The sequence below is a fragment of the Cobetia sp. PDI-12MA genome, from assembly GCF_059507695.1.
Map to the genome: position 1 here is coordinate 749,057 of NZ_CM183351.1, position 20,144 is coordinate 769,200.

At 63.4% G+C, this 20,144-nt stretch carries 18 protein-coding genes; 8 read left to right on the forward strand and 10 right to left on the reverse strand.

What is annotated here, in order from left to right; translation table 11 throughout:
* Positions 1-62: 62 nt before the first annotated feature.
* Together AC5WNI_RS03195 and ggt are read right to left on the reverse strand one after the other, a co-directional pair.
* Positions 63-1,346 carry an MFS transporter gene (locus AC5WNI_RS03195; protein ID WP_282627796.1) on the reverse strand — a complete coding sequence of 428 codons (1,284 nt, stop codon included), beginning with the start codon at positions 1,344-1,346 and terminating at the stop codon, positions 63-65.
* 183 nt (positions 1,347-1,529) lie between these two features.
* A complete protein-coding gene (ggt, locus tag AC5WNI_RS03200; protein WP_285461932.1) occupies positions 1,530-3,290 on the reverse strand; it encodes a gamma-glutamyltransferase in 1,761 nt (586 codons plus the stop codon).
* A 350-nt stretch (positions 3,291-3,640) separates the two neighbouring features.
* Here ggt and rpe point away from each other — a divergent pair, with 350 nt between their 5' ends.
* Positions 3,641-4,348 (forward strand): ribulose-phosphate 3-epimerase, encoded by a 708-nt coding sequence (rpe, locus tag AC5WNI_RS03205; RefSeq protein WP_043335268.1) that lies wholly within the window; start codon positions 3,641-3,643, stop codon positions 4,346-4,348.
* 4 nt (positions 4,349-4,352) lie between these two features.
* Positions 4,353-4,688 (forward strand): GIY-YIG nuclease family protein, encoded by a 336-nt coding sequence (locus tag AC5WNI_RS03210; RefSeq protein ID WP_348994684.1) that lies wholly within the window; start codon positions 4,353-4,355, stop codon positions 4,686-4,688.
* 99 nt (positions 4,689-4,787) lie between these two features.
* Here the strand turns inward: AC5WNI_RS03210 and AC5WNI_RS03215 are convergent, their stop codons facing one another.
* On the reverse strand, positions 4,788-6,089 hold the full coding sequence (locus AC5WNI_RS03215) for an NAD(P)/FAD-dependent oxidoreductase (protein ID WP_175090585.1): 1,302 nt from the start codon (positions 6,087-6,089) through the stop codon (positions 4,788-4,790).
* Between the two features lie 466 nt (positions 6,090-6,555).
* Here AC5WNI_RS03215 and AC5WNI_RS03220 point away from each other — a divergent pair, with 466 nt between their 5' ends.
* The 5 genes from AC5WNI_RS03220 to trpC all read left to right on the forward strand — a co-directional run bounded on the left by AC5WNI_RS03220 (position 6,556) and on the right by trpC (position 11,706).
* Positions 6,556-7,203, forward strand: a complete 648-nt coding sequence (locus tag AC5WNI_RS03220) for a phosphoglycolate phosphatase (RefSeq protein ID WP_285461944.1) — start codon at positions 6,556-6,558, stop codon at positions 7,201-7,203.
* A 108-nt stretch (positions 7,204-7,311) separates the two neighbouring features.
* On the forward strand, positions 7,312-8,799 hold the full coding sequence (gene trpE / locus AC5WNI_RS03225; RefSeq protein WP_175090614.1) for an anthranilate synthase component I: 1,488 nt from the start codon (positions 7,312-7,314) through the stop codon (positions 8,797-8,799).
* 323 nt (positions 8,800-9,122) lie between these two features.
* A complete protein-coding gene (locus AC5WNI_RS03230) occupies positions 9,123-9,758 on the forward strand; it encodes an anthranilate synthase component II (protein WP_254627205.1) in 636 nt (211 codons plus the stop codon).
* A 77-nt stretch (positions 9,759-9,835) separates the two neighbouring features.
* Entirely contained in the window at positions 9,836-10,882 is a 1,047-nt protein-coding gene (gene trpD, locus AC5WNI_RS03235; RefSeq protein ID WP_175090584.1) for an anthranilate phosphoribosyltransferase, read from the forward strand.
* A complete protein-coding gene (gene trpC, locus AC5WNI_RS03240) occupies positions 10,882-11,706 on the forward strand; it encodes an indole-3-glycerol phosphate synthase TrpC (RefSeq protein ID WP_175090583.1) in 825 nt (274 codons plus the stop codon). The genes trpD and trpC overlap by 1 nt, the downstream gene beginning before the upstream one ends.
* A gap of 154 nt (positions 11,707-11,860) precedes the next feature.
* On the opposite strand, the gene AC5WNI_RS03245 is transcribed toward trpC, so the two are convergent.
* The 7 genes from AC5WNI_RS03245 to ugpB all read right to left on the reverse strand — a co-directional run bounded on the left by AC5WNI_RS03245 (position 11,861) and on the right by ugpB (position 19,152).
* Positions 11,861-12,679: an HAD family hydrolase gene (locus AC5WNI_RS03245; RefSeq protein ID WP_487885910.1), complete on the reverse strand. Its 819-nt coding sequence runs from the start codon at positions 12,677-12,679 to the stop codon at positions 11,861-11,863.
* 105 nt (positions 12,680-12,784) lie between these two features.
* A complete protein-coding gene (locus AC5WNI_RS03250; protein ID WP_175090581.1) occupies positions 12,785-13,606 on the reverse strand; it encodes a DeoR/GlpR family DNA-binding transcription regulator in 822 nt (273 codons plus the stop codon).
* Entirely contained in the window at positions 13,603-14,430 is an 828-nt protein-coding gene (locus tag AC5WNI_RS03255; RefSeq protein ID WP_368448291.1) for a glycerophosphoryl diester phosphodiesterase, read from the reverse strand. Before AC5WNI_RS03255 ends, AC5WNI_RS03250 begins: the two co-directional genes overlap by 4 nt.
* A 213-nt stretch (positions 14,431-14,643) precedes the next feature.
* The gene (gene ugpC / locus AC5WNI_RS03260) at positions 14,644-15,759 is read right to left on the reverse strand and encodes a sn-glycerol-3-phosphate ABC transporter ATP-binding protein UgpC (protein ID WP_495928672.1); all 1,116 of its coding nucleotides are present in this window, start codon (positions 15,757-15,759) and stop codon (positions 14,644-14,646) included.
* A gap of 98 nt (positions 15,760-15,857) precedes the next feature.
* Entirely contained in the window at positions 15,858-16,703 is an 846-nt protein-coding gene (gene ugpE / locus AC5WNI_RS03265) for a sn-glycerol-3-phosphate ABC transporter permease UgpE (protein ID WP_175090578.1), read from the reverse strand.
* Positions 16,703-17,578 carry a sn-glycerol-3-phosphate ABC transporter permease UgpA gene (ugpA, locus tag AC5WNI_RS03270; RefSeq protein ID WP_175090577.1) on the reverse strand — a complete coding sequence of 292 codons (876 nt, stop codon included), beginning with the start codon at positions 17,576-17,578 and terminating at the stop codon, positions 16,703-16,705. The genes ugpE and ugpA overlap by 1 nt, the downstream gene beginning before the upstream one ends.
* Positions 17,579-17,781: 203 nt before the next feature.
* Positions 17,782-19,152, reverse strand: coding sequence for a sn-glycerol-3-phosphate ABC transporter substrate-binding protein UgpB (gene ugpB, locus AC5WNI_RS03275; RefSeq protein WP_175090576.1), 1,371 nt, complete (start codon positions 19,150-19,152; stop codon positions 17,782-17,784).
* A gap of 342 nt (positions 19,153-19,494) precedes the next feature.
* On the opposite strand from ugpB, the gene AC5WNI_RS03280 reads away from it, so the two are divergent.
* Complete coding sequence (locus AC5WNI_RS03280) at positions 19,495-20,082, forward strand: hypothetical protein (RefSeq protein ID WP_487885912.1); 588 nt, start codon at positions 19,495-19,497, stop codon at positions 20,080-20,082.
* Positions 20,083-20,144: the final 62 nt, after the last annotated feature.

Genomic DNA, 20,144 nt, shown 5'->3' on the forward strand with positions numbered 1-20,144 from the left:
ATCCGTGGCGTAGTGGAAATTCATGCTCACGCATGTCACTTGATGGCGACATTCTCGAGAGTTCATGCGGGATCGACACGGCGCGCCAATGCCAGCAATCCCAGCAGGGGGCCGGGCAGCAACGTCAGCAAAAGAAGCGTGCCGTGACTGGCGATCAATGGAGTGAGCAGCGCGATCGAGACCAGTGACAGACTGAAGCCGCAGGCATTCATCAGGGCCAGTGCACTGGCCTGCAACTCCACTGGGGTACCGCCCGCCGCGAGTGCCGAGAACTGTGGGGAATCGATGGCGGCCAACAGGCTCCAGAGTGCGAGCAGGCAGAACAGAAGTCCGTAACCTGCCTCCAGTTGCATGGCGGCAACGAAGCACAGTGTCAGGGTGACGGAACCCGCCAGACCAAGGCGCGCGACCCACAGGCTGCCGCGTTTGCGTGATACCCAGCCACCGGCGATGCAGCCCGGTGCACCGACCGCGATCACGATGAAACTATGCAGGGCCAGAGTCGCGGGTGTCAGCGTCATGCCCGTTGCGCTTGCCATCCGCGACAACAGCCAGGGGACCAGTGCCCATAGCGTGTATAGCTCCCACATATGACCGAAGTAACCCAGTGCGCCGCGCACGAAACCCGGGTATTGCCAGGCCGCCATCCCGCGGGTGGCGCGCGCAAGAAAGGTGCTGCTGCCGGGAGTGATGCCGCTGGATGGTGGGGGATTCGCTGTCTGCGCCACGGGGGGTGGTGCCAGTAGCGCGATCAGGCCAGCGCCCGTGAGCGCCAGAAGTGAGGCCATGACGATGGCCGTGCCCCATGACAATGAGAGCCCGCCGCTCTGTTGCAGCGCCGCCAGTGCATGCGGTAGCGACGTGCCCAGCACCAGCATGCCGACCAGCCAGGCAAGTGCCGCGCCGGCTCGGTCAGGGGCGCTCTGCAACATCAGCTTCAAGCCGATGGGGTAGATGCCGGCCAGTGCCAGCCCCGTCAGCACGCGCAGGCTTGAGGCGCTGAGCAGCCCCGGCGCGATCAACAGTGCCAGATTGGTCAGCGCGCCCAGTACGCAGGAGACCATGAACAGATGGCGCGCGGCGAAGCGATCTGCAAGGCCTGCAAGTCCCAGCGCCAGGGTGCCGACGATGAAGCCGCCCTGTACCGAGGAGGTCAGTTGTCCGAGTGCCGCTGCGCTGTCGCTCGTGAAACTCCAGCTTTCCAGCATGGGGGCGAGTACGGCATTGGGGGTAAACCACAGGCTGGTGCCGAACAGCTGTGCCAGTGCGATCAAGGCGACCGGATAGCGGTTGGCCCATTGCCGCCAGCCAGAGATGGGCGGCGTGAGTGACTTGGTGGAGGACACGAGGGCACCTTGTAGGGCAGAGGGCATGATGGCGCAGCAAGACGCGAACGGGCGACACCGAAGTGTCGCCCGTCACAGATAGCCCGCCCCATCAATGGGGTCAAGACTAATAATATGGCATATAATTAGTCTGTTAACAATTTCCGCATGCAATCGCGTGAGACAGCCAGAACAGCGTGTCGATCAAAGCCCCATCGCCGAGGAAGTGGAACGGCGCGGGTCAGCACCGCCGTAGAAGGTGCCGTCGTCGATCATGATCGACTGGATGGCGCCCATGGCGTCCTTGGTCACTACCTTGTGGCCCATCGCCTCGAGCAGACGGATGGTGTCCTTGCTGATGCCCGCCTCGATGCGAATCTCGTCCGGCAGCCACTGGTGGTGGATACGCGGTGCGCTGACCGCCGACTGGATGTTCATGCCGTGGTCGATCACGTTCATGATCACCTGCAGGGTGGTGGTGATGATGCGCGAGCCGCCGGGGCTACCGGTGACGAGGAAGTTCTTGCCATCCTTCATCACGATGGTCGGGCTCATGGAAGACAGCATGCGCTTGTTCGGCTCGATCTTGTTGGCGATGCCGCCGATCAGGCCATAGGCATTCGGCACGCCCGGCTTGGCGGAGAAATCATCCATCTCGTTGTTGAGCAGGAAACCTGCGCCATCGACCACGATGCCGGAGCCATAGCTGAAGTTGATGGTGTAGGTATTGGAGACGGCCAGACCATTGCCATCGGCAATCGAGAAGTGCGTGGTCTGGTTCGACTCATACGGCTGCGGCTTGCCGGGCTTGACCTCACTGGAGGGCGTAGCCTTGTCGAGCTCGAACTGGGCGCGCAATTCCTTGGCGTAGTCCTTGGAGATGATGCCCGACAGCGGCACATCGACGAAGTCGGTATCCCCCAGATACTCGGAGCGGTCGGCGTAGGCGCGGCGCATCGCTTCCGCCATCACATGGATGGTGGCGGCGGAATTGAAGCCCATCGCCTGGATGTCATCGCCTTCGAGCATGTTGAGAATCTCGACGATGTGCGCGCCGCCGGAGGAGGGCGGGCTCATCGAGAAGATGTCATAGCCACGATAGGTGCCGTGGACCGGCTCGCGGATGGCCGGCTCGTAGGCCTTCAGGTCATCCAGCGTCATGATGCCGTCGTGACGCTCCATCTCGGCGACGATCAGCTTTGCGGTCTCGCCTTCATAGAACTCGCGCGGGCCATCGGCGGCGATGCGCTTGAGTGTCGCGGCCAGTTCCGGCTGCTTGAACAGCTCACCGGCTTGATAGTTGCTGCCATCCGGCTTGTAGAACACCTTGGCGGTGCTGTCCCACTTGGCCAGACGGTCCTTGGCATCGCTCAAGCCCTTGGCGAAGCGCGTCGGAATCACGAAGCCGTCTTCGGCCAGCTTGATGGCCGGGGCGAGGGCCTGCTCGAGGCTCAGGGTGCCGTAGTCTTCCAGCGCCTTTGCAAGGCCTGCGACGGTGCCGGGCACGCCTGCCGCACGGTGGGTGAAGCGTGACCACTCGGAGACCGCCTCGCCATTCTCATCCTGGAACATCGTCTCGCTGGCCGCCGCCGGGGCCTTCTCGCGGTAGTCGATGGCCACCACTTCGCCGGTCTTCTCATCGGACACCAGCATGAAGCCGCCGCCACCGATATTGCCGGAACGCGGCTGGGTCACGGCCAATGCGAAGCCTGCCACCACGGCAGCGTCGACGGCGTTGCCGCCATCGGCCAGCACATCGCGTGCGACCTGGGAGGCTAGGTAGTGGCTGGTCGCGACCATGCCGTGCTTGCCTTCCTGGGGGTGGAAGCGCTCGCCTTCCAGAATCGCGGAAGACTCGGCGAAGGCAGCGGGAATCGCCGTCGGCAGCAGGCCGGCCAGCGGCAACAGTGTGGCGGCGGCCAGCGCTTTCAGGTGTCTGCGGTTTGCGAGAGGGTTGTCGAACATGAGAGGTATCGGTTCCTGTTATCGTTATATGAGATGCGACATAACGCGTGCGCGCGAGGGACATGCGCAGAATGGCCAGCGAACTGCTTACTGGGCCGAGAGAACAGCTTAACTATCAGTTGCTAATGCACCAATTTCAACTTTGTACGGCAATATTCTTGTGGGTGTCTGATCTGGAAGAGGGATGTGGCGACTTGAAGGGAGTGGCTGTTGGTAGGGAGACAGATGGGGGCGGCGACGGATCGGTAGCGAGGGACCGTCAGGCTGGCGGTGCACATTCACACAGCGCCTGTCTTTTGTGAGAGGGTGGCGTAAAATGCCCCTTCCACTTCTCGCTGGCGCCTGATGACATGTCTGAACTACTGCCGAATGACTTCAAGATTGCCCCGTCGATCCTGTCTGCCGACTTCGCCCGTCTGGGGCAGGAGGTCGAGGATGTGCTGGCCTCCGGGGCCGATATCGTCCACTTCGACGTGATGGACAATCATTACGTGCCCAACCTGACCATCGGGCCGATGGTGTGCAAGGCGCTGCGTGATTACGGCATCAGTGCCGAGATAGACGCCCACCTGATGGTCACGCCGGTCGACCGCATGATCGGTGACTTCGCCGAGGCCGGTGCCAGCTACATCACCTTTCATCCGGAAGCCTCCGACCACGTCGACCGCTCGCTGCAGCTGATCCGTGATGCGGGCTGCAAGTCCGGTCTGGTATTCAATCCGGCCACGCCGCTGTCCTACCTCGACTACGTGATGGACAAGGTCGACATGATCCTGTTGATGAGCGTCAACCCGGGCTTCGGCGGCCAGTCGTTCATCCCCGGCACCCTCGACAAGCTGCGTGAAGCGCGTCGTCGCATCGATGCCTCCGGCTACAACATCCGTCTCGAGATCGATGGTGGCGTCAAGGTCGACAATATCGCCGAGATCGCGCGTGCCGGTGCCGATACCTTCGTGGCCGGTTCCGCCATCTTCAATGCGCGCAGCGACAGCGATGCCAACCGCTACGACAGCGTATTGGCGAAGCTGCGTGCCGAGCTTGCCAGCGTGCGCAGCTGATCGCGTGGCGGATGACAGCACGCGGGCTTGCGAAGCAGCCGACGGCTCGGCTCACGCCGGGACGCTCAGCGAGTGGTCGCTGTACGTACTCGAGACGGCCCAGGGGCGCCTCTACACCGGTATCAGTACCGATGTGGCGCGCCGTGTGAGCGAGCATGAGTGCGGCAAGCGCGGTGCACGAGCGCTGCGCGGCAAGGGGCCTTTGATGCTGTGTTATCAACAGTTGGTCGGCGATCGCTCGCGGGCGCTCAAGCTCGAATATCGCGTCAAGCAGCTGAGTGTGGCGGCCAAGCGCCGGCTGATCGCCGGTGAGATGACACTGGACAGCCTGCTCGACTGACGGTCTGCTGATTGCATGCTTGAAACGAAAACGCCCCCAGCGGTCTCCGCTGGGGGCGTTTTGTCGACTGGCGACCCTGCCGGGCAGGCTGTCTCAGTCTCAGTGCAGTTTCATCTTCGGACGCAGGTAACGGTTCAGGCCATCGACCACCACTGTCATGCCGGTCTTGACCACGCCGTGGATCGCCATCTGGTGCATGCGATACAGCGAGGCGTAGAAGAACTTGGCCAGGCGACCTTCGATGAACAGTGAACGCGCCGACGCACCGCGCATCAGCGAGCCGACGGCGTCGAAGTGCGCCAGCGAGATCAGCGAGCCGTGGTCCTTGAACACGAAGTCCTTGAGCGGCTTGTTGGCCATCGCGGCGCGCAGGTTCTTGACCATCAGGCTGGCCTGCTGGTGAGCGGCCTGGGCACGCGGCGGAACGCGCTTGTCATCCGGCTGCGGGCAGCTGGCGCAGTCACCGAGCGCGAAGATGAACTCATCATCGATGCTCTGCATGGTCTGGTGCACCTTGACCTGGTTGTTGCGCTCGGTGGACAGGCCCAGCTCGGACAGGAAGGCGGGCGCCCGGATACCGGCGGCCCAGACGCTCAGGTCGGCTTCGATCAGGGTGCCATCGGCAGTGGTGATGCCGCGTGAGTCGGCGCAGGTCACCCGGGTATCGACGTGGATATCGACGCCCAGCCTGGTCAGCTCCTTGGCAACCGGCTTGCCGATGCGTTCCGGCAGGGCGGGCAGGATGCGCGGTGCAGCCTCGATCAGGTGGACCTTGACCTGGCGGTCTTCCAGCGAGGAGAAACCGTAGCTGTGCAACATCTTGGAGGCGTCGAACAGCTCGGCGGAGAGTTCGACCCCGGTGGCGCCGGCGCCGATGATGGCGACGTTGAGCTGCTGGCGCTCGCATTCCTTGCCGTTGGCGCTGAAGCGTAGGAAGGTGTCGAGCATGTCGCGGCGGAATTTCTCGGCCTGCTGCGGGCTGTCCAGGAAGTGGCAATGCTCGGCGACGCCTTCGGTGCCGAAATCATTGGACACGCTGCCCAGTGACAGTACCAGATAGTCATAGCTGAGCTGGCGGGCAGGCAGCAGCACGTTGCCCTTGGCGTCATGGATGGCGGCCAGAGTCAGCTGCTTCTCTTCACGCTCCAGGCTTTCCAGAGTGCCGCGCTGGAACTTGTAGCCGTGGGCCTTGGAATGGCCCTGGTAGGAGACTTCATCGAGACCGGAATCCAGCACGCCGGTGGCCACTTCGTGCAGCAGCGGTTTCCAGATGTGCGTGGAATTGCGGTCGATCAGAATGATCTCGGCTTTCTTCTTGCGGCCCAGCTTGTGGCCCAGTTTGGTGACGAGTTCCAGACCGCCGGCGCCTCCGCCAACGACTACGATGCGGGGAATGGCCATTGAGTGCTCCTGAGAGTGACAAGGTCGAAAAGGACAAGCAGAAACTGGCTGTCGCCGGAGCGTCGGGTCGCGCATTTTTTCGTTGTCACTGGCGCCACACCCGGAGGGACGGTCGACGGAATGGCGCTATGGTAACGTGGCCACTGGCGTGCTAATAGTGGCAAGGTGAAGGAATGTAATTTTTTTACGGATTTTTCCAACAAAACAGATGAAACCATGCGTTGCGTGGATGAATGACGGACGATTCTCATCCCGTGACAGCCGGATTCAGCGGGTGGTCTCAGGAGGCCAGGTGAGCGAAAAGACGGTGATGCAGACTTTTGAAGAGGCGCCTGTCCAGATTGCGCCTCATTCAGCTTCCACACCTTGCGATACCGCGCATGGCGGGGGTGCTCTCGGGGCCCGGCCCGAGCAGGCACAGGGCCTCGATCACGGACTGGCGCATCCGGCGTTGCGGGGCATCGGGATGGTGGCCTTCGATCTGGATGGCACCCTCATCGACTCGGTGCCGGATCTCGCCCATGCGATCGACAGGATGCTGATCGATGCAGGCTTGACGGTACTCGGGGAAGGCCGCGTGCGCGACTTCGTCGGCAATGGATCGCGGGTGCTGGTGGAGCGCGCCCTGGCAGCACATGGCCTGGCGACCGATGACCTGTCACGGGTCGAGCAGGCGCATCAGAGTTTCCTGGCACATTACGCCGCCGATCCCAGCTCACGGACACGGCTCTACCCCGGTGCGCGTGAGTGTCTGGAAGGCCTGCGCCAGGCCGGGATCCCGCTGGTGCTGATCACCAACAAGCCGGAGGCCTTCATCGAACCGTTGCTTTCGCACTTCGCGCTGAGCGAGCACTTCGCGCTGGCGCTGGGCGGCGACAGTCTGCCGACGCGTAAGCCGGACCCCGCGCCCCTGCTGTTCGCCGCCGAGCGGCTGGGAGTGCCGCCGCGTCAGGCCTTGATGGTCGGTGACTCGCGTCACGATATCGCGGCAGGCCGCGCCGCCGGCTTCCGCACCCTGGCGGTGCCTTACGGCTACAACCATGGCGAGCCGATCTCGCGCAGCCATCCGGATCACATCGTCGACTCGCTTGCCGAGCTTGTCGTGGCTGACTGAGCCTGCCAGACAGCGCTGCCGCCAGCGACACGCGATGATAGACTGAGCCCCAGACAAGCCGGCCTCGTGCCGGCAACGCACCCTCCGTGGAAGGAACTGCAGGTCATGATGACCCCACAACACTTCGCTGAACTGGCCGAAGCCGGTTACAACCGCATTCCCGTCACCCGTGACGTGCTGGCGGACCTCGACACGCCACTGTCTACCTATCTCAAGCTGGCCGACATGCCGTGGACCTTCCTGCTGGAGTCCGTGCAGGGTGGCGAGAAGTGGGGGCGCTACTCCATCATTGGCCTGCCGTGTCGCGAGCGCATCGAGGTGCGTGGCCAGGTGGTCTCGCATCTGATCAATGGCGAGCAGACCGGCATGACCGAGGTCGAGGACCCCCTCGACTGGATCGAGCAGTTCCAGACCCGTTTCCGTGTGCCGGTCATCGAAGGTGCGCCGCGCTTCAATGGCGGTCTGGTCGGCTACTTCGGCTATGACACCGTGCGTTATATCGAACCGCGCCTGCGTGGTGTCGAGAAGCCGGACCCGCTGGGCGTGCCGGACATCCTGCTGATGGTCGCCGATGAGCTGGTGATCTTCGACAATCTGTCCGGGCGTCTGACGCTGTTGACCCACGCCGACCCGGCAACGCCGAACGCCTACGAGGCCGCCTGCGAGCGTCTCGAACGTCTCGAGATCCAGCTGCGCAGCGCGACGCTGAATACCGTCAGCCCCGGTACCGGCGGCGAGCCGGTCAAGGAGACCGACTTCACCTCCGGCTTCACCGAGGAAGGCTTCAAGGGTGCAGTGGATAAGATCAAGGAATACGTGCTGGCCGGTGATGTCATGCAGTGCGTGCCGTCTCAACGCATGTCGATTCCCTATCGTGCCGCGCCGCTGGATCTCTACCGCGCACTGCGCAGTCTGAATCCCTCGCCATACATGTTCTTCTTCAATTTGGATGACCACCACGTCATCGGCTCGTCGCCGGAGATTCTCTCGCGTCTCGAGGATGGCGAGGTCGCGGTGCGTCCGATCGCCGGGACTCGCGTGCGCGGCGCCACCGAAGAGGAAGACCTGGCGCTGGAGAAGGACCTGCTGTCAGACCCCAAGGAAGTCGCCGAGCACCTGATGCTGATCGACCTGGGCCGCAATGATGCCGGTCGCATCAGTCAGACCGGCAGCGTCAAGGTGACGGACCAGATGGTGGTGGAGCGCTATTCCCACGTCATGCACATCGTCTCCAACGTCACCGGCAAGCTGAAGGAAGGCCTGGGGCCGATGGATGTGCTGCGGGCCACCTTCCCGGCCGGTACCCTGTCCGGCGCGCCGAAGATTCGCGCCATGGAGATCATCGACGAGGTGGAGCCGGTCAAGCGCGGTATCTATTCCGGCGCGGTGGGCTATCTCTCCTGGCACGGCAACATGGATACCGCCATCGCGATCCGCACCGCGGTGCTCAAGGACAAGGTGCTGCACGTCCAGGCTGGCGCCGGAATCGTGGCCGATTCCGTGCCGCAGTCCGAGTGGGATGAGACCCTCAACAAGGGGCGTGCACTGTTCCGTGCCGTGGCGATGGCGGAGCGCGGTCTGGACAACCTGGACTGAACGGCGCGCCACGCATTTCGGGAGTGACTCGCCAGTGTTCGCGGGTCGCTCCCTGCAACGGCGCATGTGATTGACACTCCTGGCAGCTCAACGCACTATTGATCCCATGACGCTACGTGACCCGCACGACCTCAGCCAGCAGTGGTGGCGCTCCTGACAAGGGGGCGGCTTTCGCATGTCTGAAGTTCGAGGACGTACGACCAGAAGAATGCCGCCGACCAGGGCGGCATTTTTGTTGCTGGACGGCGGGAACGACACCACAGGAGAGCGGGCAGGCCGGTGAATCACGGCGCATGATCCGCTCCCGAGAATGGACACTGACCATGCAGACATTCACTTCGCAGGACGCCAGCACGCCACGCGTGCTGATGATCGACAACTTTGACAGCTTCACCTACAACATCGTCCAGTATCTGAGTGAGCTGGGCGCGGAAGTGCTGACCGTGCGCAATGACGCCATCACCCTCGAGCAGATCGAGGCGCTCGGCGCTTCACATCTGGTGCTGGGCCCGGGGCCGTGTACGCCCAACGAGGCCGGCATCACGCTGGAAACCATTCATCACTTCGCCGGCAAGCTGCCGATTCTGGGCGTGTGCCTCGGTCACCAGGCCATCGGTCAGGTCTATGGCGGCAAGGTGGTACGTGCCCCCCAGGTGATGCACGGCAAGACCTCCGCCGTGCGTCACGACAACAGCGGTGTCTTCGCCGCGCTGGCCGAGCCGCTGGAAGTCACGCGTTATCACTCGCTGGTGGTCGATCGCGAGAGCCTGCCCGAGTGTCTGATCGTCACCAGCTGGACGGATGACGAGGATGTCACGCCTCAGTTGATCATGGGCCTGCGTCATCGCGAGCTGGATGTCGAAGGCGTCCAGTTCCACCCCGAGTCGATCCTGACATTGCAGGGGCATGAGCTTCTGGCTAACTTCCTGCGCCGTGGCGAGGCTGCGAAAGCCGCTTGAGCGGGCGTTGATCGCAAGAGTCACATCCTATTTTTTCATGCGTCAGTCGCTGAGGCTGGCGCCTGCGGAGACACAACATGCAGATGCGTGAGGCGATTGGCGCCGTGATGCGCCGCCAGCACCTGAGCTACGACGACACTCATGCGGTCATGACGGCCATTATGACCGGCGAGGCGACCCAGGCGCAGATCGGGGCCTTGCTGATGGCGCTGTCGATGAAGGGTGAGACCGTCGATGAGCTGGCCGCCGCCGCCCAGGTGATGCGTGAGCTGATGACGCGTGTCACGGTGCGTGCCACCGATGCAGTGGATATCGTCGGCACCGGCGGTGATGGTGCCAACCTGTTCAATGTCTCCACGGCGGCAAGTTTCGTGGTGGCGGCCGCGGGTGGCCATGTGGCCAAGCATGGCAACCGCAGTGTGTCGTCATCGTCCGGCAGTGCCGACCTGCTTGAATCGGCTGGCATCAATCTGGCGCTGGACGTCGAGCAGGTCGCACGCTGCATCGATGATATCGGGGTCGGCTTCATGTTCGCGCCCAATCATCACGCAGCCATGAAGCACGTGATCGGCCCGCGCCGCGAGATGGGTGTGCGTACCATGTTCAACATTCTCGGTCCGCTGACCAATCCGGCCGGCGCCACCCGTCAGGTGCTGGGGGTCTATGACCCGGCGCTGGTACCGCTGATGGCCGAGGTGCTCAAGCGCCTCGGGGCCGAGCATGTGCTGGTGGTGCACAGCGATGATGGTCTGGACGAGATCTCGCTGGCGGCATCGACGCTGGTCAATGAACTCAAGGATGGCGAGATCCGCGAATACCGCATCGCGCCGGAAGACTTCGGTATCGCGCGCCAGTCGCTGGAAAGTCTGGCGGTGGAGACCTCGGATGCCAGCCTCAAGCTGGTGCAGCAGGCGCTGCGCGGTGATGAAGGCCCGGCCAGCGACATCGTGGCGCTCAATGCCGGCGCGGCTCTTTACGTGGCGGGCATCGCGGACAGTCTCAAGGAGGGGGTCAGCATTGCCGAGGACGTGCAGGCCAGCAAGCTGCCGTTCGAGAAGATGAAGGAGTTGGCAGATTTCACCCGTGTCTACGCCCAGGTCAATGATGAAGGAGCGACCCGCTGATGAGCACCGAGCAGACGACTGACAAGGCATTGCCGACTATCCTGGCCAGGATTCTGGCGCGCAAGGAAGAAGAGATCGCCGAGCGCAGCGCCGCGGTGAGCGAGGCGGATCTGCAGGCTCTGATCGAGAAGCAGAGCGCGCCGCGCGGCTTCATCGAGGCGTTGACGTCACGCATCGATCGTGGCGAGCCGGCCATCATCGCCGAAGTGAAGAAGGCGTCTCCCTCCAAGGGCGTGATCCGTGAAGACTTCGCGCCCGCCGAGATCGCCGTGGCCTACGAGCAGGCCGGCGCTGCCTGCCTGTCGGTGCTCACCGATGCCGACTTCTTCCAGGGGCATGAGGACTTCATGATCGAGGCGCGCGACGCCGTCTCGATTCCGGTGATTCGCAAGGACTTCATCATCCACCCGTATCAGGTGCTGGAAGCGCGTGCCATCGGCGCCGACTGCATTCTGTTGATCGTTGCGGCGCTGGACGATGCGCGCTTGAGCGCTCTGCATGATCAGGCGCGTGAGCTGGGCATGGATGTGCTGGTCGAGGTGCATGACGGCGAAGAGCTCAAGCGTGCACTGGCGCTGGGCATCGAGCTGGTCGGCATCAACAACCGTGACCTGCGCACCTTCGAGACGTCGCTGGAGACGACGCTGGACCTGCTGGCCGACATGCCGCAAGGCGTGCGTGTGGTCACCGAATCCGGCATCCATACCCGTGACGATGTGGCGAAGATGCGCGACGGTGGTGTCCATGGCTTCCTGGTGGGAGAAGCCTTCATGCGCTTTGATGATCCGGGTGAAGGTCTGCGGGGATTGTTCTTCGCGGATTGATAGCCGGTAGTTTGTGTTATTTGTTATCTTATGGATAACAAAAGCCCGCATGGTGATGCCATGCGGGCTTTTTCATGCCTGTCTGCTGACTTATGTATAAAAAGCCTGGGGCCGTCATCCTGCTGGAGGTCTATACCCGCCATCAGTCACAGGGTCAGGCGTCTGTCTTGACGCTCCCGACTCCCTTGCGTGCCGTAAGAAGAGCCTCGGCGATTTCCTCGACCCCGGCGCCATGACTGTGGCGTGTCACCCAGCTGGGCTCCCAACCCAGTGCCGCGCGGTGCTGGATGATATTGGCCACGCCTACGGTGTGACGGAAGGTCGCGAACATCGGCGCATCATTGGGCGCATCGCCGACGTACATCACCTCCTGCTCCAGCTGCATGCGGTCCAGCCCGAAGGTCTCGGTGAGGACCCGCACCGCCATGCGCGCCTTGTCGAACTCGCCCTGCCACGCATTGATGTGGATGGAGCTGGCGCGCGCCTGAATGCCAGCGGCCGTGAAGCCGGCGATGATGGCACGAATCTCGCTATGGGCCAGCGGGCCGACCGCCTGACAGTGGTCCACCGCGACATCGGCGAAGCGGAAGGGCTGGTCCTGGGCCAGTGCTGCGCACGGATGGTTGAGCAGCAGCTGGCGGGCGACGGTCATGACGTGGCGCTGGCGAGCGCGCAGGCGCTGCTCGTCTTCCCACCAGGTGGTGAGAACGCGCTGCCCCTGGCGGCGGAAGGCAAAGGCGCCGTTCTCACCGATCACGCTGGCGACCGGCCAGGCGCGCGCGATGTGATCACACCAGCCCGCACAGCCGCCCGTGACGGGAATGACCTCGATGCCGGCGGCATCCAGACACTCCAGCGCCGCCAGCGTCGATGCCGCGAGCCTCCCTTCATGGGTGAGGGTGTCATCGATATCGGTCAACAGATACCGGATATCCGACAGGGTGCTGGCAGGACAGTGGGCGAAGGCTTGCATGGTGATTCCAGGAGTCCTCAGAAGGTAAGCGGGAGCGCGGCTGTCATCCGTCGCGTGTCCCTTCAGTATCGTCGATGCGTGACGGCTTGCGCGACGCGCCTCGGTTCAGGCGGTGAAGCGCACCGACAGGCTCTGCTGGCTGGCAGCCTCCAGCGCGCTGCGATAATCGGGCTGATGGGGCAGCTCATCGGTGACCAGCAGGTCGATCTCCTCGAGCGGGGCGATGCGGCACATGGCGGCGCGCCCCCATTTGCTGGCGTCGGCGACCAGAATCCTGCGCTGGGCGTGGCCGATCAGTGTACGACTGACCGCAGCTTCCTCCGGGTCGAAATCGAGCAGCCCACCGGTATCGAGACCACCACAGCCGAGGACCGCGATATCGACCTGATGACGCGCGAAGAAGGCCACGGTGGCACTGCCGACCACATCGAGATCCTGTGGGCGCAGTTGTCCTTCCGCCAACTGGACGGCGACATCCGGATGGGTCGAGAGCGCCTGAGCCACCTGCAGATTGTTGGTGATCACGCGCAGGCCGCGCCGGGCAAGCAAGGCTTCGGCGACCGCTACCACGCTGGTGCCGATGCCCAGCGCCAGGGTGGCGCCATCGGGAATCTCGGCGACCACGCTGGCGGCCATGGCCTGCTTGGCGGTTCGTGCCAGCATGATGCGCTGGGTATGACCCAGGTTGTAACCGCCCGGTGGGCGCTCGATGCCGCCGTGGCGTCGACGCGCCAGCCCGCGCTCACACAGCACGGCAAGATCACGCCGGATGGTCTGGGGCGTGACGTCGAAGGCATGGGCCAGCGGGTCGACCGCCAGTTGGCCCTCGCGGGCCAGTCGCTCGAGAATCTGTTGCTGGCGCGTCGTCAGTGCGTCATTGCTCGCGTGTTCGACGCTGCGACTGTCGCGCTCGATGCCCGGGCTCATGTCCGGGATAGCCCTTGCGTAGTGGTGTCATTCGGCAGAGTGGGCTCGCGATCCTCCTCGCTGAAGATGGCCGGGTCATCGCTGATGACGGCATCCACACCCCAGGCCCAGCGGGGTGCGAAGGCCGCCGCATCATTGGGCGTGTAGCAGAGCAGCTTGTGGCCTCGGCTGGTGACGGCACTGGCCGCGGCCCGCGTCAGGGCGCGCCAGTCGGCATGCACGGAGCTTGCGTTCAGCTCATCGGCCAGGCTCTGCCAGTCATCGGGGATGTCATCGAAGAGCAGGCCGATATGCACCTGTGGGTCGCGTTGACGCGTCAGGCGCAGCGCCTGGGGATCAAACGACGAGATGATCAGGTGTGAGGCGGGTAGATGGGCGCTGGCCATCGGAATGGCGGCATCGACCAGCGCCTGGGCATCGTGGCCGGGACTGAGCTTGAGCTCCAGATTCAGACGCATGTCCAGGCGTGCGATCAGCTCCAGCGCCTGCTTGAGCGAGGCCATCCGCTCACCGGCAAAGCACGCATTGAACCAGCTGCCGACATCGAAGGTCTGCACGCTGTCCCAATCGAGATTCTTGAGCTTGCCACGCCCATCCGAGCAGCGATTCACGCCGGCATCGTGCCAGATGACCGGTGTGCCGTCGCCCAGCAACTGCACGTCCAGCTCCACCCATTGAAAGCCGGCCTCATGCGCTGCCTGAATGGCGGCCAGGGTGTTTTCCGGCGCATAGGCCGACAGACCGCGATGCGCGATCGCCAGGGGCAGGGACAGAGCGTTGTCGGTTGAGCGTGATGAGTCAGCTGAATGTGACGATGAAGACATGGTGAATCCTCACAGAAAGAATGGCATGTCTGCCCGCTACGCAGCTGCGGCATCGATCAGTCGAGACGGGGCACTGAGGCACAGGCGCGAGACTGATCAGGGCAGGTCCCAAGCATTACCATCCAATGTTGACGTTATCAGGGCAAGGGGTTCAGTTGGCCCGCGACGGGATGGCCGCGCCTGCTTGATGACAGCGCTTTACGACGACAGCGGTCATTTGATGGCCGCTGTCACCTGCTCGCGGGTTGCCAGCCGCTTGCCGTCGGCGCCGAACAGGTGGGCACGCGCCGGAAGGATGGCCAGGCGCAGTGTCTGTTCTTCCGTGACGGCGTGCTCGCCATCCAGTCTCACTACCAGCGGCTCGCTCTGGCCATGCAGTCGGCAGTACGCGAGGGTGTCGGCACCCAGCGGTTCGACCAGCTCGATGCGCGCCTCAAGCTCCGCGGCCCCTGCGGGCAGGGCATCGTCTGTCTCCAGCATCTGCAGGTGCTCGGGACGAACGCCGAGGGTCAGCTCATCCCCCATGGTCAGGCCTTCGCCCTGCAGGGCAATGGTTGCGCCACACGGCAGTACGAGGCCTGCCTGTACCTGGGTGGCGCTCAGGAAGTTCATCGCCGGGGAACCGATGAAGCCGGCGACGAACTGACTGGCGGGCTGATCATAGAGCGCCATCGGCGTACCGAACTGCTCGACATGGCCGCCGTTCATCACCACCAGGCGATCCGCCAGGGTCATGGCTTCGGTCTGATCATGGGTCACGTAGACGGAAGTGACCTTGAGGCACTTCTGCAGGCGGCGGATCTCGAGACGCATCTGCACGCGCAGCTTGGCGTCCAGATTCGAGAGTGGCTCATCGAACAGGAAGACCTGCGGCTTGCGCACGATGGCGCGCCCCATGGCGACACGTTGACGCTGGCCGCCGGAGAGCTGCTTGGGGCGGCGATCGAGCAGTTCGGTCAGGCCCAGCAGCTCGGCGGCCTCGCTGACGCGCTGCTGGATCTCGTCCTTGGGCGTGCGCCGATTCCTGAGGCCGTAGGCCATGTTGTCGAACACGCTCATGTGCGGGTAGAGCGCGTAGTTCTGGAACACCATCGCGATATCGCGCTCGGCGGGTTCCAGGTCATTGACGCGCTTGCCGTTGATCTCCAGATCGCCCTCGGAGATGTCTTCCAGACCCGCCAGGGTGCGCAGCAGGGTCGACTTGCCACAGCCGGACGGGCCGACGATGACGATCAACTCGCCTTCGCCGAAAGCCAGGTCGATGCCATGCAGGGCCTTGTAGCCATTGGGGTACTGCTTCTTGAGCTGCTTGAGCGCCAGTGTTGCCATGAGTCATGTATCCAGAGCGGTGGCGTGACGGGCAAGTCTGCCCATCACGGTGTAACGGGATCAGGGGCGGACGAGGTGTCGCAGGTCGGAGCGCGAGATCACTTCTCGCTGTCCACCAGGCCCTTGATGAAGTAGCGCTGCATGAACAGGATCACCAGCACCGGTGGGCCCATGGCCAGCAGCGTGGTGGCGGTGACGTCCTGCCACGGCACCAGACCATCACCGGTGGTCAGCATGCGCTTGAGGCTGACGACGATGGTCAGGTAATCGGCATCGGTCGTGATCAACAGCGGCCACAGATACTGATTCCAGCCGTAGATGAACATGATCACGAACAGCGCCGCGATGTTGGTCTTCGACAGCGGCAGCAGGATGTCCTTGAGAAAGCGCCACGGCCCGGCGCCATCGATGCGCGCGGCCTCGACCAGTTCCGCCGGAATGGTCAGGTAGAACTGACGCAGCAGGAAGGTCGCGGTGGCGCTGGCGATCAGCGGCAGGATCAGGCCGGCGTAGCTGTCCAGCATGTTGAGGTCGGCTACCACCTTGAAGGTCGGCAGGATACGCACCTCCACCGGCAGCATCAGGGTGATGAAGATCAGCCAGAAGCACAGCTTGCGGAAGCGGAACTCGAAGAAGACGATCGCGTAGGCGGCCAGCACCGAGATGATGATCTTGCCGATGGCGATGCCGAGTGCCATCAGCATCGAGTTGAACAGCAGAGTCATCACGTCGGCGCCAAGACTGCTGACCGGGTCTGCCAGCAGATGACGGTAGTTGTCCAGGCCAGCCTCGCCGATCCAGACGGGGGCGACATTGGAATAGAGGTCACCCATCTCGTGGGTGCTGGCGCTGAAAGCGATCCAGACCGGCAGGAAGAACACTGCGCAGCCGACGATCAGCAGGGCATGGCTTGCGATATCAAGCCCGGGGCGGTTATAGCGCATCAGTACTGCACCTTCTTCTCGACATATCTGAACTGGATCAGCGTCAGCACGCCGACGATGACCATCAACAGCACGGATTGGGCAGCACTCGAACCCAGGTCCTGCCCGACGAAACCATCTTCATAGACCTTGTAGACCAGGGTGCGCGTCGAGCCGGCCGGGCCGCCCTGGGTGGTGGCATCGATGGTGCCGAAGGTCTCGAAGAAGGCGTAGACCACGTTCATCACCAGCAGGAAGAAGCTGGTCGGCGAGAGCAGCGGGAAGGTGATGGTCCAGAAACGCCGCCAGGGGCCGGCGCGATCCATCGCGGCGGCTTCCAGCAGACTCTTGGGAATCGCCTGGAGGCCGGCGAGGAAGAACACGAAGTTGTAGCTCATCTGCTTCCAGATCGAGGCCAGCACCACCAGCAACATGGCCTGATCGCCATTGAGCTTGTGGTTCCAGTCGATGCCGATGGCGGACAGCAGCTCCGGCAGGATGCCCAGCGTCGGATCGAACAGGAACAGCCACAACACCCCGGCAACGGCGGGTGCCACGGCGTAGGGCCAGATCAGCAGGGTCTTGTAGGCATGTGCGCCGCGCAGTACGCGGTCCGCCAGCACGGCCAGTCCCAGCGCCAGTGCCATGGCACCGAAGGCCACCGCAAAGGAGAAATAGGTGGTCGTCCATAGTGTCGTGAGGTATTCCGGCTCGCTCAGCACGCTGACGAAGTTGCTCAGCCCGGTGAATTCCCGCGAGAGACCGAAGGCATCCTCGACATAGAAGGCCTGTTCGATGGCCTGGTAGGCCGGCCAGAAGAAGAACACGCCAACGATCAGCAGCTGGGGTGCCAGCAGTATCCAGGGCGTTATGGGGTGTCGATTGAAATGGGCCATGCAGCAGGGGTCTCGCAAGCAAGGAGGGGCTGGGTGGTTCCATCGGTAACACGGAGCCGGCAAGCCTCGGCCGCTCCTGCACCATCACGCCGTGAGAGAAGGGAAAGGACACCGGATGTCGGATGTGCTTTCCGCTCTCTGGCGATTGAGAATGGCGGGAGGGCGGGCCTGGCATGGGCCCGCCCTCCCCGGTGTGGCGATGATCAGCCGTTGGCGCGTTCGAACTTCTCGAGCAGCGAATCACCACGCTTGACGGCGTTGTCCAGGCCGTCCTGCACGCTTTCCTTGCCGGAGAAGATCTTCTCCAGCTCTTCATTGATCACGTCACGAATCTGCACCATGTTGCCCAGGCGCAGCCCCTTGGAGTTCTCGGTCGGCGTCGCGGAGGTCATCTGGGTGATGGCGACGTCGGTACCCGGGTTCTCGGCGTAGAAGCCCTGTTCACGCGTCAGCTCTGCCGCGGCAGTGGTGATCGGCAGATAGCCGGTGAACTGGTGCCAGTCGGCCTGCACTTCGGGCTTTGAGAGGTACTGGAAGAACTTGGCGACACCCTGGTACTCCTCATCGCTGTGACCGGACAGTACCCACAGCGACGCGCCACCGATGATGGAGTTCTGCGGTGTCTCGATCACGTCGCTGTCATAGGGCAGCGGTGCGACGCCGAACTCGAAGCCCTTGGCGCTTTCCTTGACGCCGGCATAGCTGGCGGAAGAGCCCATCATCATTGCGCACTCGCCGGAGTAGAACTTGGGCGCCGCATCATCGAAGCGACCGCCGAATACGAAGCGCTTGTCGGCCTGCCAGTCGTCGAGACGCTGGATGTGATCGACCACGGCGGTCGTGTTGAATTCAAGGCGGGTATCAGTGCCGGCGAAGCCATTGGCCTGGCTGGCGAAGGGCACGTCGTTGCGCGCCGAGAAGTTCTCGAGCATCACCCAGGACGGCCAGGTGGTGGTCAGACCACAGCTGGCGGCGCCGGAATCGACGACCTTCTTGAGCGCAGCGCCCATTTCCTGCCAGGTCTGCGGGAGGGACTCGACGCCCGCCTCGGCCAGCACGTCCTTGTTGTAGTAGGTCACCGGCGTCGAGGAGTTGAACGGCATCGACAGCATCTTGCCGTCGGTGTCGGTGTAATAGCCGGTGACGGCAGACAGGTAGGCGTTAGGGTCGAAGGCGGTGCCTTCCTGCGGCGCGAAGTCTGCCATCAGCTGATGCACCGGGACGATCGCGCCCTTGGCGCTCATCATGGTGGCGGTGCCGACCTCGAAGATCTGCACGATGTCCGGGCCCTTGCCGGCGCGGAAGGCGGCGATGGCGGAGGTCATGGTCTCGGAGTAGTTGCCCTTGAAGACCGGCTTGACGACGTAGTCGTCCTGGCTTGCATTGAAGTCGGCCGCGATCTCGTCGACCTTCTTGCCGAGCCCGCCCCCCATGGCGTGCCACCATTCCACCTCGGTGGCGGCGAGGGCGCTGGCGGAGGCGGAGGCGAAACCGATGGCCAGCGCGAGGCTGGCGAGGCGACGAGTCGCGGTGGCAGTCGTGCGGGTGCTTGCATGATGAGTCGGGCGGCGCATGGTCAAACTCCTGAGAGGTTCCCCTGGCCAGCTTCCGCAAGTAAAGAAGAAGGACGCTGGCCGCTGACGATCGATGGCGACGATCAAGTGAACATTTTCTTGTTCTTTTGATGATCGTCCGAAAAGCGTAGACGACTCTATAGCGCCCGCCTTACAACTTTGTGACAGGAAGATGTTCATTCGAGCGAGGCTGAACTTATGACTGAGCAGCCGCCGTGTGGCGCCGCCAGCTCGGCTCAGGTTGGCAAGCGAGGCGCCGGGGGCAACTCAAGGCCGGAATAAGCGGCCGGCGAGCGAGTGTGCTAGTCTTGCGCGCTGAAAATGCCTGTGGCGGAGAACGCGATGAAAGTGGTTGAAGTGAGTGCCGGTGCCCGACGTGATGCCTGTCTGGCGATGCTGTGCGCCGAAGTCCATGGCCGCGAAGGGGGGCTGGATGCGCTGGTGAGTTACGCCGGCGTGCGTGGGGTGTGGTTCGAGAATGAGATGGCGCGCCTGTTCGCGCTGGTCGACGATGCCGAGCGCATCCACTCTGCCGCGCTGCTGGTACTCGACGAGAACGCACGTGGCCTGAATCTGGCGCTGTGGGCGACGCCGACGGTGCATCGCGGTCATGACCACGGCATCGCGCTGGTCTCCCAGCTGGCCGATCACGGTCGCCTGCAGGCACGCATCACCGACAGCTCACTGGTCGGCGTGCTGCGTCGCGCCGGCATCAACGACTGGCTGGAGGCTGAGGCCGAAGGGGATCAACCGCGTGAGCTGGTCGGCATGAATCCGGCGGCGCGTGTCGGCAACCTGGCGGCCCTCGACGCGCCGCTGCGCCTGGACCGCGAGCGCATCAAGCGCTCCTTCAAGGCGCGCCCGAAGGACTTCGAGACCTACAAGAACGCCTTCGTGCGTGACCTGGAGCACTTCGCGCGTCATATCTGAGGATGAGATGACGCAAGCGAATGGCATGCCCTGCCAAGACAAAGGCCCCGCTCATTGAGCGG